At 67.5% G+C, this 12,423-nt stretch carries 9 protein-coding genes; all 9 read right to left on the minus strand.

Annotated features, from left to right (window positions below; all coding sequences use genetic code 11):
• Positions 1-11: 11 nt before the first annotated feature.
• A complete protein-coding gene (locus ACZ5K7_RS02470; protein ID WP_351710415.1) occupies positions 12-1,508 on the minus strand; it encodes an amino acid permease in 1,497 nt (498 codons plus the stop codon).
• A 168-nt stretch (positions 1,509-1,676) separates the two neighbouring features.
• On the minus strand, positions 1,677-3,593 hold the full coding sequence (dxs, locus tag ACZ5K7_RS02475; RefSeq protein WP_351710417.1) for a 1-deoxy-D-xylulose-5-phosphate synthase: 1,917 nt from the start codon (positions 3,591-3,593) through the stop codon (positions 1,677-1,679).
• A 199-nt stretch (positions 3,594-3,792) separates the two neighbouring features.
• Positions 3,793-5,103: a sugar ABC transporter permease gene (locus tag ACZ5K7_RS02480; protein ID WP_351710453.1), complete on the minus strand. Its 1,311-nt coding sequence runs from the start codon at positions 5,101-5,103 to the stop codon at positions 3,793-3,795.
• A gap of 44 nt (positions 5,104-5,147) precedes the next feature.
• Entirely contained in the window at positions 5,148-5,939 is a 792-nt protein-coding gene (locus ACZ5K7_RS02485) for an ATP-binding cassette domain-containing protein (protein ID WP_351710419.1), read from the minus strand.
• Between the two features lie 324 nt (positions 5,940-6,263).
• Positions 6,264-7,355 (minus strand): sugar ABC transporter substrate-binding protein, encoded by a 1,092-nt coding sequence (locus ACZ5K7_RS02490; RefSeq protein WP_453384317.1) that lies wholly within the window; start codon positions 7,353-7,355, stop codon positions 6,264-6,266.
• A gap of 134 nt (positions 7,356-7,489) precedes the next feature.
• Positions 7,490-8,689: an ROK family transcriptional regulator gene (locus tag ACZ5K7_RS02495; RefSeq protein WP_351710423.1), complete on the minus strand. Its 1,200-nt coding sequence runs from the start codon at positions 8,687-8,689 to the stop codon at positions 7,490-7,492.
• Between the two features lie 367 nt (positions 8,690-9,056).
• Positions 9,057-9,956, minus strand: coding sequence for a carbohydrate ABC transporter permease (locus tag ACZ5K7_RS02500; RefSeq protein WP_351710425.1), 900 nt, complete (start codon positions 9,954-9,956; stop codon positions 9,057-9,059).
• Positions 9,957-9,960: 4 nt separating this feature from the next.
• Positions 9,961-10,887 carry a carbohydrate ABC transporter permease gene (locus ACZ5K7_RS02505; RefSeq protein WP_351710427.1) on the minus strand — a complete coding sequence of 309 codons (927 nt, stop codon included), beginning with the start codon at positions 10,885-10,887 and terminating at the stop codon, positions 9,961-9,963.
• Positions 10,888-10,917: 30 nt separating this feature from the next.
• The gene (gene ngcE / locus ACZ5K7_RS02510) at positions 10,918-12,369 is read right to left on the minus strand and encodes an N-acetylglucosamine/diacetylchitobiose ABC transporter substrate-binding protein (protein WP_351710429.1); all 1,452 of its coding nucleotides are present in this window, start codon (positions 12,367-12,369) and stop codon (positions 10,918-10,920) included.
• Between the last annotated feature and the right edge of the window lie 54 nt (positions 12,370-12,423).

Consider the following 12,423-nt stretch of genomic DNA (forward strand, 5'->3'; position numbering starts at 1 on the left):
GAGCCTGATGATTACGGAGCGTCGGCGGGGGTCCGCTGCTGTCCGGCGAGGCGGCTGTGCGAGCGGCCGTAGAGGAAGTAGACGACGAAGCCGATGACCATCCAGATGGCGAACCGCAGCCAGGTCTCGGCCGGCAGGTTGAGCATCAGCCACAGCGAGGCCAGCACGGAGACGATCGGCAGGGCCGGCACCCACGGGGTGCGGAAGGACCGCTCCAGGTCGGGCCGGGTGTTGCGCAGGATGATCACGCTGATCGCGACGATGATGAAGGCGAAGAGCGTGCCGATGTTCACCAGCTCGGCGAGTTCGCTGAGGCTGGTGAAGCCGGCGACGATCGCGATGACGACGCCGAGCAGGATGGTCGGCCGGTACGGGGTGCGGAACCTCGGGTGGGTGTGCGAGAAGAACCGGGGCAGCAGCCCGTCCCGGCTCATCGCGAAGAACACCCGGGACTGGCCGAGCAGCAGGATCATGCACACGGTGGTCAGGCCGACGGCCGCGCCGAAGCTGATCAGACCCGCGAACCAGGGGTGCCCGGTGGCCTTGAACGCGTCGGCGAGCGGGGCGTCCACGGACAGCTCGCTGTACTTCTGCATGCCGGTCACCACGATGGCCACGGCGACGTACAGCAAGGTGCAGATGATCAGGGAGCCGATGATGCCGCGCGGCACGTCCCGCTGGGGGTTGCGGGTCTCCTCGGCGGCGGTGGCGACGACGTCGAAGCCGATGAAGGCGAAGAAGACGACGGACGCGGCGGTGAAGATGCCCATCACACCGAAGTCGGAGGGCGCCCAGCCGAACATCAGCTGGATCAGCGGAGCCTTGAGGTTGCCGCCCGCCGGGACCGGCTGCTCCTTCGGGATGAACGGCTCGTAGTTGCCGCTGTGGATGAAGAAGGCGCCCGCGATGATGACGACCAGGACGACGGCCACCTTGATGGCGACGACGACCGAGGTGACCCGGGCGGAGAGTTTCATGCCGACGACCAGGATCGCGGTCAGGACGAGGACCAGGGCGGCGGCGAGGATGTCGAAGCCGAAGCCGTGGGCGCCGTCCCGGCCGCTGAGGTACTCGGGCAGCTGCCAGCCCGCGTTGTCCAGGAGCGAGTGGATGTACCCCGACCATCCGACGGCGACCACCGCCGTGCCCAGTGCCAGCTCCAGCACCAGGTCCCAGCCGATGATCCAGGCCGGGAACTCGCCGAGCGAGGCGTACGAGAAGGTGTACGCGGAGCCGGCCACCGGGACGGTGGAGGCGAACTCGGCGTAGCAGAGCGCGGCGAGGCCGCAGACGACGCCGGCGACGATGAAGGAGAGCGCGACGGCCGGCCCTGCGGTGTTCCGCGCGGCTGCGCCGGTCAGGACGAAGATGCCGGTGCCGATGATGACACCCACGCCGAAGACCGTGAGGTCCAGCGCCGACAGCGACTTCTTGAGGGCGTGCTCCGGTTCCTCGGTGTCCTTGATGGACTGTTCGACGTTCTTGGTCCTGAAGAGCGTGCTGGCCACGTGCCTACCTCCCACGTTTGTCGTCCTCGACATGATCGAGAGGGCCGGGGATGCGTATGCCCCGGCAAGGGCAGGTTCACGCAGATGGGTCGGTCTCGCCACCGGAGGGGTGAGCGAGACCGACCCATCGGGGTGGTTCGGACGCGCCCCGGCCAGGGGCGCTTCACATCAGTCCCGTGCCGGTTCCACCGAGCTGACATCGGTCGGCTGGCCGTCCAGCTTGGCCACCAGACCCGTCACCTGACGGGCGATGTCCGGGGCCGTCAGGCCGATCTCCGTCATGACCTCGGCCCTGGACGCGTGGTCGAGGAAGCGGGGCGGGATGCCGAAGTCGCGCAGGGGGACGTCGACGCCCGCGTCGCGCAGGGCCTGGGCGATCGTCGCGCCCACGCCGCCGACGCGGATGTTGTCCTCGACCGTGACGACCACCCGGTGCCGCTCGGCCAGCGGGGCCATCGCCTCGTCCACCGGCTTCACCCAGCGCGGGTCGACGACGGTGGTGGAGATGCCCTGCTTGTCGAGGAGGCCGGCGATCTCCAGGCACATCGGGGCGAGGGCGCCCACGGAGACCAGGAGCACGTCCGGGGTGTCGGTACCGGGCTCGCGCAGCACGTCCATGCCGCCGACCTTGCCGACGGCGGCCACGGCGGGGCCGACCGCGCCCTTCGAGAAGCGGACGACCGTCGGCGCGTCGTCGACCTCGACGGCTTCGCGGAGCTGGGCGCGGACCTGGTCGGCGTCGCGCGGGGCGGCGAGCCTGAGACCGGGGACGACCTGGAGGATCGACATGTCCCACATGCCGTTGTGGGAGGCACCGTCGGTGCCGGTGACACCGGCCCGGTCCAGGACGAAGGTCACCCCGCACCTGTGCAGGGCCACGTCCATCAGCACCTGGTCGAAGGCGCGGTTGAGGAAGGTGGCGTACACGGCGAAGACGGGGTGCAGTCCGGCCGTGGCCAGGCCCGCCGCGGAGGTGGCACCGTGCTGCTCGGCGATGCCGACGTCGTAGATCCGCTGCGGGAAGGTGTCGGCGAACTTCTTCAGGCCGACCGGCTGGAGCATGGCCGCCGTGATGGCGACGATGTCCTCGCGCTCCTTGCCGAGCTTCACCATCTCGTCGCCGAAGACGGAGGTCCAGTCGGCGCCGGAGGCCTTGACCGGCAGGCCGGTGTCGGGGTGGATGGGGCCGATGCCGTGGAAGCGGTCGGCCTCGTCCTGGAGGGCGGGCTGGTAGCCGCGGCCCTTCTCGGTGAGGCAGTGCACGATCACCGGGCCGCCGAACCGTTTGGCCCGGGCGAGGGCGGACTCCAGGGCCTCCATGTCGTGGCCGTCGATCGGGCCGACGTACTTCAGGCCCAGGTCCTCGAACATGCCCTGCGGGGCGATGAAGTCCTTCAGCCCCTTCTTGGCGCCGTGCAGGGTGTCGTAGAGCGGCCTGCCGACGACCGGGGTGCGCTCCAGCAGGTCCTTGCCCCGGGCCAGGAACCGCTCGTACCCGTCCGTCGTACGCAGGGTCGCCAGGTGGTTGGCGAGGCCGCCGATGGTCGGGGCGTACGACCGCTCGTTGTCGTTGACGACGATGACCAGCGGGCGGTCCTTGGCGTCGGCGATGTTGTTCAGCGCCTCCCAGGCCATACCGCCGGTGAGGGCACCGTCACCGATCACGGCGACGACGTGGCTGTCGTTCTTGAGCAGCTGGTTGCCCTTGGCGATGCCGTCGGCCCAGCCGAGGACCGTGGAGGCGTGGCTGTTCTCGATGACGTCGTGGTCGGACTCGGCCTGCGAGGGGTAGCCGGACAGGCCGCCCTTCTGCTTCAGCCGGGAGAAGTCCTGCCGGCCGGTGAGCAGCTTGTGCACATAGGACTGGTGGCCGGTGTCCCACAGCACCTTGTCCTTCGGCGAGTCGAAGACGCGGTGCAGGGCGATGGTGAGCTCGACCACGCCCAGGTTGGGACCCAGGTGTCCGCCGGTCTTGGAGACCGCTTCCACGAGGAAGCTCCGGATCTCCTCTGCCAGCTGGACCAGCTCCTCGGGGCTGAGCCCGTCCAGATCGCGCGGTCCCCTGATACGGGTCAGCAGCGGCACCCGTGCCTCCTTGCAGTAGAGCTGATCGAGCTGTTGCCGGGCTCGTCGAGTCTAATGTTCCGCCCGGGCGGAACGACTCCGGCCCTTGGGTCATGGGTCACGCGATCGGCTGTACCCATCATGAGCCCCACCTATGACACGACTGTGCCCGGCACTGTCCAGTGCCGGGCACAGTCGGAAACCTCAGGGGCGCTCGGCGTCAGCCGCGCCCCGCCGCCTTCTGGCTCTTACGGGAGACGGAGTCGATGACAACGGCACCCAGCAGAACACCACCGGTGATCATGTACTGGATCGACGTGTTCATGTTGAGCAGGTCGAGGCCGGTCTGGATGGACTGGATGACCAGCATGCCCAGGAGGGCGGACCAGACGGTACCGCGGCCACCGAACAGCGACGTACCACCGATGACGGCCGCCGCGATGGCGAGCATCAGGGTGTTGCCGCCACCGGCGTTGAGCGTCGCGCTCGCCGTCTGACCGGCGAAGAACATACCGCCGATGGCCGCGAAGCCACCGGAGATCGCGAACACGGTGATCCGGACCATCGGCACGCTGATACCCGCACGGCGGGCCGCCTCGATGCCACCGCCGACCGCGAAGACCTTGCGGCCGTAGGTCGTACGACGGAGCACGAAGTCGACGATCACCAGCGACGCGAGGAAGATCACCAGCGCGTTGGAGACACCGGACGCGTTGTTCAGCACCGCGGCCGCGACGAAGGACGCGATCGCGAGCAGCGCGATACGGACCAGGATCTCGCTGGTGGGCCGGAACGGCACACCGGCCGCGCGGCGCCGGCGCTGCTCGTTGAACTGGCCCACCGCCGAGAGCACCACACCGAGGCCGGCCAGCAGGTAGGCGCCGATGATGGCCTGGTCCATGAAGAAGGAGCTCTGGCCGAGGACGTGCACCGGACCGCTGTCGGCCGGGATGTTGATCGTGCCACTGGAACCCAGCAGCCACAGCATCAGACCGTTCCAGCCGAGGAAACCGGCCAGGGTGACCACGAACGCGGGTACGCCGATCTTCGCGAAGAACCAGCCGTGCAACGCGCCGATACCGATGCCGGTGATGATCGTGAGGATCAGCGCCAGCCACTGGTTCATTCCGTGGTTGACCACGAAGACGGCGAACACCGTGGAGGCGAGTCCGCTCACCGAGCCGACGGACAGGTCGATCTCACCGAGCAGCAGCACGAACACCAGGCCGATGGCGAGCATGCCGGTGGCCGCGAGGAAGTAGCTGATGTTGGAGAGGTTGTCCGCGCTGAGGAACAGGCTGTTCTTCACCTGGAAGATGGTCCAGATGATGATCAGTCCGACGACCACCGGCAGCGAGCCCAGCTCGCCGCCCTTCACCCGGCGCTTGAACTCGGTGAGGTAGCCCTTGAAGCCCTCTTCACGGACCAGCAGGCGCGGGTCGACGACCGTGACCGGCGCGGCCGTGGGGTCGTCGGCGGGGGCCACCGTGGTGGGGGCCTCGGTGGTCTCGGCCGCCCCGGCCTTCTCGATCTTGGGCGACTCGTCGCCCGCTACGGTCTTGTTCGACGTCTCGCTCACTTTGCCGCCTCCGGGGTGCGACGCTCCGAACGACGGGTCACGGCGTTGTCCGTGGCACCCGTGATCGCCGCGATGATCTCTTCCTGGCTGGTGCTCTTCACGGGGAAGAAACCATTGTTCTTGCCGAGTCGCAGCACCGCCACGGTGTCCGCGACCGCCTTCACGTCGGCCATGTTGTGGCTGATGAGAATGACGGCGAGGTTGCGCTCGCGGAGCCGCTCGACCAGGTCGAGGACCTGCGCGGTCTGCTCGACACCGAGGGCCGCGGTGGGCTCGTCGAGGATGACGACCTTGGGGTCGCCGATCAGGGCGCGGGCGATGGCCACGACCTGACGCTGACCGCCGGAGAGGCTGGCGATCGGGATGCGCACGCTCGGGATGCGGATGGAGAGCGTGCTCAGCAGCTCGCGGGCCTGCTTCTCCATCGTGACCTCGTCGATGACGCCGCGGTGCAGCAGCTCACGGCCGAGGAAGAGGTTGCCGACCACGTCGAGGTTGTCGCAGAGGGCGAGATCCTGGTAGACGGTCGCGACGCCGAGTCCCTGGGCGTCGTGCGGCTTGTTGATGCTGACGGAGTTGCCCTCCCATTCGATGACGCCCTCATCGATGGGGTGCACACCCGCGATCGTCTTGACCAGGGTCGACTTTCCTGCGCCGTTGTCGCCCACCAGGGCGACCACTTCTCCGGCGTGGACCTCCAGATCGACTTCGGTGAGGGCCTGGACCGCACCGAATCGCTTGGAGATTCCGCGCAACGCCAGCACGGGCGTAGCGGACACGTGAACCATCTCCTTCGCCGCCTGACCGGCGGGGATGCCGCGCTTGTGTGATCAGGCGCGGAGGGCCGTGCGGTACCTCAGGTTGGTCGGTGTACGCACGTGGTTAACAAGATGAACATGCGCGAATCCGCTGCGCTTGGCAACGGGTCCGTCCGACGCCCGCTCCGGCAGCGGGGTATGAAGGCCGGAGCGGGCGTCGGAGGGGTTTCGCGAGACCGCCGGACGGACGGGGCCCTTGCGGAAGGACCGGGTGCGTCGGGCAGCCGGGGCCCGGGTGTCGTACTGCGATCACCCGGGCGCTGACGGCCGGAGCCGGACGGCTCCAGGGCTGGACTACTGCAGGCCGGCGGCCTTGCAGGCCTTGGCGAACTCGGCGGTGCAGATGTCCGCGACGGTGTACAGCTTGTCCTTGATCACGGTGTCCGTGATGTTGGCCTTGGTGACCGACACGGGGGTCAGCAGCTGGGAGGGCACCTTGTCGCCGGAGCCGCTGGTCTGCGTGGTGGTGGCGAGCGAGGAGATGCTCTTGCCCTGCAGCAGGTCCACGGCGATCGTGGCGGCGGCGTCGGCCTCCGGCTTGAACGCCTTGTAGACGGTGGAGGACTGGGTGCCGGCGACGATGCGCTGGATGCCCGCGAGCTCCGCGTCCTGACCGGTCAGCGGGATGCCGCTGATGCCGGCGCCCTTGAGGGTGGTGGCGATACCACCGGCCATGCCGTCGTTGGCGGAGTAGACGCCCGCGATGTTCTTGGCGCCGAGCTGCGTGATGGCCGCCTTGACCTTCTGCGCGGCGACGGTGTCCTTCCACAGGCCGGACTGCTCGTAGGCGATCTTGACCTTGCCGTCCAGGGCCTTGTGCGCACCCGCCTTGAACTGGGCGGCGTTCGGGTCGGCGTCGTCACCGTTGATCATGACGACCTTGGACTTGGTGGTCGCCTTGGAGCCGAGGGCGTCGAGGAGGGCCTGGCCCTGGAGCTCGCCGACCTTGACGTTGTCGAAGGAGACGTAGGCCGAGACCTTGCCCTGGGCGAGGCGGTCGTACGCGACGACCTTGACGCCCTTGGCCACGGCGGCGTCGATGGAGGACTTGATGGCCGCAGAGTCCTGGGCGGAGATCACGATGACCTTGACGCCCTTGGTGACCATGGTGCTGACCTGCTGGGCCTGCTTGGCCGCGTCACCCGCAGCGTTCGCGTAGTCGACGGTGCAGTCGGCACACAGCGACTTGACCTGCGCCTCGAAGTACGGGTGGTCGAACTTCTCGTAGCGCGCGGTCACGCTGTCGGGGAGCAGCAGACCGATGGTCTTGCCACCGGAGGAGCTGCTGCTGGACGAGTCGCTCTTCTTGTCGTCGCCGGCCTTGCCACAGGCGGCGACGGACAGCGCCATGGAAACCGCGGCGGTGCCGATCACGACTCTACGCATCGTTGCGTTCATTTGGGGGTGCCTCCCTGACAGGGCCGCAACGCTGCGGCCGAGGTGGCTGGAAGTCAACTCGGCCGTGACTTCGACGTCAAGAAGTAAATACTTAACGAGATGGCAACGGCGCCATTCGTTCTCTAAGTGAAGGCAGGTGCAACGGCAGGCAACGAGCCGTCCAAAAGGGTCGAATCGCCCATCTCGCTGAGCGCGAGAGCGAGCGCGCCGAGCACCTCCGCACGGCCGCCGAGCGCCCCCGGAAGCACCGAGAGCTGCCGGGCGGCGCTGGGGATCGCGTAGCGCCCCACGGACTCCCTGATGGGCCCCAGGACCAGCTCTCCGGCCTCGGCGAGGTCGCCGCCGAGGACCACCCGGCTCGGGTTCAGCAGGTTGCAGAGATTGGCCACCCCGCTGCCGATGTGCCGGCCGACGTCGGCGATCACCCGACGGCAACCGGGGTCACCGTCCCGGGCCAGCCGTACGACGCCTTCCATGGTCAGGTCGGTGCCGTGACCGGGCTGGAGCAGTGGCAGCACATAGCGGGCCGCCGCGAAGGTCTCCAGGCAGCCGCGGTTGCCGCAGCGGCAGACCGGGCCGGATTCATCGAGTGTAATATGTCCGATTTCGCCTGCCGTGCCGCCGGGGCCCCGGTAGATCTTCCCGTTGATCACCAGACCGGCGCCGACACCGCTCGCGACCTTGATGTAAGCGAGATCACGCACGCCCTTGCCGCTGCCCCAGACCAGCTCGCCCAGGGCTCCGAGGTTGGCGTCGTTGTCCACGTGCACGGGGACGCCGAGACGGAGTCTGAGCTCCTCGGCGGGTCTCGCGCCGATCCAGCCGGGCAGGATGGCGCTGGAGCCGAGGGTGCCGGACTCGACGTCGATCGGGCCGGGGACGCCGACGCCCACGCCGGCGATCTTCGAGCGGTCCACGCCGGTCGCCGCGATCAGGCGGTTGACCAGCTCTTCCGCCCGGTCGAAGCCCTGACTGGACGACGCGTCCACGTCGAGGGGCTCGGACTCCTCGGCCAGCACCTGGTGGGCGAGGTTCCCGATCGCGACGCGCAGGTGGGTGTGGCCGAAGTCGACCCCGATGACGATGCCCGCGTCACCGCTCAGACTCACGCTGCGGGCCCTGCGGCCGCCCGCCGACGTGGGCGTGACCTCGACGGTTCCGCCGTCCTTGAGCTCGCGCACGATGTTGGAGACCGTCGCGGCCGACAGGCCGGTCGTGCGCGCGATCTCCGCCTGCGTGAGCGATCCGGCCAGACGTACGGCCCGTACGACACGTTCCAGGTTGGCTCGGTGCAGCGACGACTGCGACCCCGGAGTCTCCATCGACCCATCCACTCCCGCCATCGGAGGCGGCCACGGCGCCGCCAACGTGACCCAGATCACGTCACTGAGACCGGGCCACTTACAAGTTATGAACTCCAAGCTCTGCTGAACGGGTTACCGCCGTCAAGTCCTTGACAGAAATCGTTGGCGGTTCGGGGGTCGCCTGGGGGACATGCTTTCGACATGTCTAGGCCACTGGTCAGCAGGTGGCAGAGGGGGTGGCGGGTGACCGTGGTGGCGCGGGTGCGGCGCCGTCGTGGCTGGTCGCGCCCACGCGGCGGAGCCGCATAGTGAACACAGCCCCGCGCCCGCGTCGCGGTGGCCGCCTGGATCAAGGCGCCGTACTTTCGGGTTGCGAACGTCCGGGTTACTTCAGGGCGCCCGCCGTCAGGCCCGCCACCACCTGGCGCTGGAAGATGATGTACGCCGCCAGGACCGGGAGCATCGCCATCACCAGGCCGGCGAACAGGCCCGACCAGTCGCCCTTGTATCCCTGGCTGACCGCCAGCTGGACCAGGCCCTGGGTGAGGACGCGCTTGTCGGGGTCCGTGTTGAGGACCGTCGGGAGCATGTACTGGTTCCACTGGCCCAGGAAGTTGAAGATCCCCACGCTGATCAGGCCGGGCTTGGCCATCGGCAGCATGATCTGGAAGAACGTGCGGGTGTGGGAGGCGCCGTCGACGAAGGCCGCTTCGGCCACCGACGTGGGCAGGGTACGGAAGAACGCCGTGAGGAAGAAGACCGTGAACGGCAGCGAGTACGCGATGTAGACCAGGATCAGGCCGTGGATGGTGTTCAGCAGGCCCATGTTGTTCACGACGTAGAACAGCGGGACCAGCGCGAGCATGATCGGGAAGCTCATGCCGCCGACGAACAGGAAGTAGATGAAGCGGTTGCCCGGGAAGTCGAAGCGGGCCAGGACATAGGCGGCCATCGAACCGAGCACCAGCGTGCCGATCAGCGAACCGCCCACCACCAGGACGGTGTTCAGGAAGTAGTCGCTCATGTTGGCCTGGGTCCACGCCCGCGACCAGTTGTCGAAGTGGAGCTTGTCGGGGAGCGCCCAGGGCGAGCTGAAGATGGACCGGTCGTCCTTGAAGGACGTCATCACCGCCCACAGCAGGGGGGTGACCACCATGAACGCCCAGATGACCAGGACGCCGTGGGAGAAGACGTTGAGGACCCCGCCCTCGCGCTTGCGCCGGGGCGGCTTCGGCGCGGGAACCTCGATCTTGGTGACGGTGGTGTCGGTCTCGGTCGTCGTCATCGCTTCAGTACTCCAGCCGCTCGCGACGGCCCAGCCGCATCACGATCCCCGCGAAGGCGAGCGTGACGACCAGCAGGGCGACGCCGATGGTGGTGGCGTAGGCGGCCTGACCGTCCCGGAACGCCTTCTGGTACACGTACAGGACCATCACGGTCGTCGAGTAGTCGGGGCCGCCCGGTCCGGTCGTCATGATCTGTACGACTGCGAACGACTCGGCCCCGAGCGCGAGGATCCCCATGTAGACCCAGCCGGACTGCACGGTGTCCCAGAGCAGCGGCAGGGTGAGGCGGAAGAAGGTCGTCGCGCGGCCGGCGCCGTCGAGGAGGGCGGCCTCGTAGAGGTCCGTGGGGATGGACGCCATGCCCGCCGAGAAGAGGACCACGAAGAAGCCGACCGTGGACCAGACCAGCACGGCCATCACGCACCACAGCGCCAGGCTCGGGTCGCCGAGCCAGAGCGGCTGGATATTGTCCAGACCAATTCCCCGCAGCAGTGAATTGATCGCGCCGCTGTCCGGGTTGTACGCGAAGGCGAACAGCAGCGAGACGATCGCGATCGACAGCACCTGCGGAAAGAAATAGACGATCTTGTAGAAGGAGGAGCCCCGGACACCGGTGACGACCGGGCCGCCCTTCCTTCTGCGACCGCCCACATTGATCATGAAGGCGAAGAACAACGCCAGGCTGATCGTGACCAGCGGCAGCACGACCGCGAACATCAAGCTGTGCTGCAAGGACTTCCAGAAGATGTCGTCGTGGAGCATCCTCTGGTAATTGTCCAGGCCGACCATCTTGAATTCGGGGCTCAGGCCGGTCCAGTCCGTGAACGAGTAGTAGATGGACTGGATGAACGGCCACACCACGAAGAGCGCGTACAGTCCGAGGGGCAACGCCAGAAACCCCACAATGAACCGGTACTTGCCGTGCTGCATCGCCACTCCGGTGCGGTCAGGGGTTTCTGGTCACTGGTGCTTGTAGTGCTTGATCGAGTCGTCCTTGGCGGCCTCGTCGGCAAAACCCTGGATTTTCTTGATGGCCTCCGCCGGGGTCAGCCGGCCCGCCATCATCTCGCCGAGACCGGACACGCCGATCTTCTCCTTCTGGAGCTGTACATACCAGTCCTGGAGCCGCGGGTTCACCACGTTCGACCCGGCCAGCTTCAGGGCCGCGACACCGGAGGTGAGGCCCGGGGTGAGGGTGATGCCGTCGGTGCCGCCGTTGTACGCGGTCAGCGACTTCACCTTCGAGGTGAAGTTCTTGGAGGACGCCTCGCTGAGCATGATGCGCAGCTGCTCCATGCCGCCCTCGCCGTTCGCGGCCTTGGCCGGGACGATGAACGGCTCGCCGCCGGAGGCCCAGATGGTGCCGAACGGCATCTTGTCGTTCTTGTCGATGCCGGTGGGCGCGGAGACGGCGAGGTTGAAGTCGGAGGGGATGACGTTCGCCGACTCGTTCTCCACCCAGGAGCCGTTCGGGATGAACAGCGCCTTGCCCTGGGCCCAGGCGGTCTGCGACTGGATGTGGTCCAGGCCGGGGGTGCCCCGGAGGATGTAGCCCTTCTTGTAGAGCTCGTAGTAGGCCTCGAAACACGCCTTGACGGCCGGGTGCTTCCAGGCGTTGGGCTCCAGGTTGTCGATCGCGTCCAGGACCTCGACGCCGCCGACCTTGCCGATCATCGGGTACAGCGAGAAGGGGAGGTAGTACGGGTACTTGCCCGCGTACGTCCAGCCGGCCATGCCCTTCTTCTTGGCCTTCTCGCAGACTGCGATCATCTGGTCCCAGGTCTGCGGGTACTCCGCGTCGAGCGAGTCCAGGGCCTTCTGCGAATACCAGACGCCGTAGACCGTGTAGGCGTAGTACATGATCCAGACCGGGTCGCCGTCGAACTGGCCCATCTCGACGATGCCGGGGCGCAGCGTGTCGCGGACCTTCTTGTTCGGGTCGTCGTACGACGGCGCGTCGAGGAGCGGGGTGAGGTCGGCCAGCTGCTTCTTGCCGACCAGCACGCCCATGTCCATCTGCTCGGCGCCGGAGTTGTCGATGAGGTCCGGCGGGGTGCCCTGGTTGAAGCGGGGCTGCAGGGTGGACTGGATCTTCTGGGTGGCGGCGAACTTGACCTTGGCCTTCGGAAAGTCCTTCTGGTAGATCTTCACCGCGTCCTCGGCGTACTCCTTGCCGAAACCGCCGTCGAAGAGGACGAACTCCATCTGGGCGGTGTCGTTGACGCCGAGCGGGTTCTTGGCCGTCTTCTTGCCGGCCTTGTCCTTGGACTGGCCGCCTCCGCCACTGCTGGCACAGGCGGAGAGAAAACCGACGGTGGGGACCGAAATCAGGCCCAGCGCGGCTGACCGTTTGATCAGATCGCGGCGGCCGACGCCTTCGGAACCATGACTGGCTGCGGATGTGGATCCCATGCTCAAGTCCTCGCCCTCTCCAGGACTCAGGCGGTGAACCGGATCCTCCCCGGC

The organism is Streptomyces sp. NPDC031497, assembly GCF_055580905.1.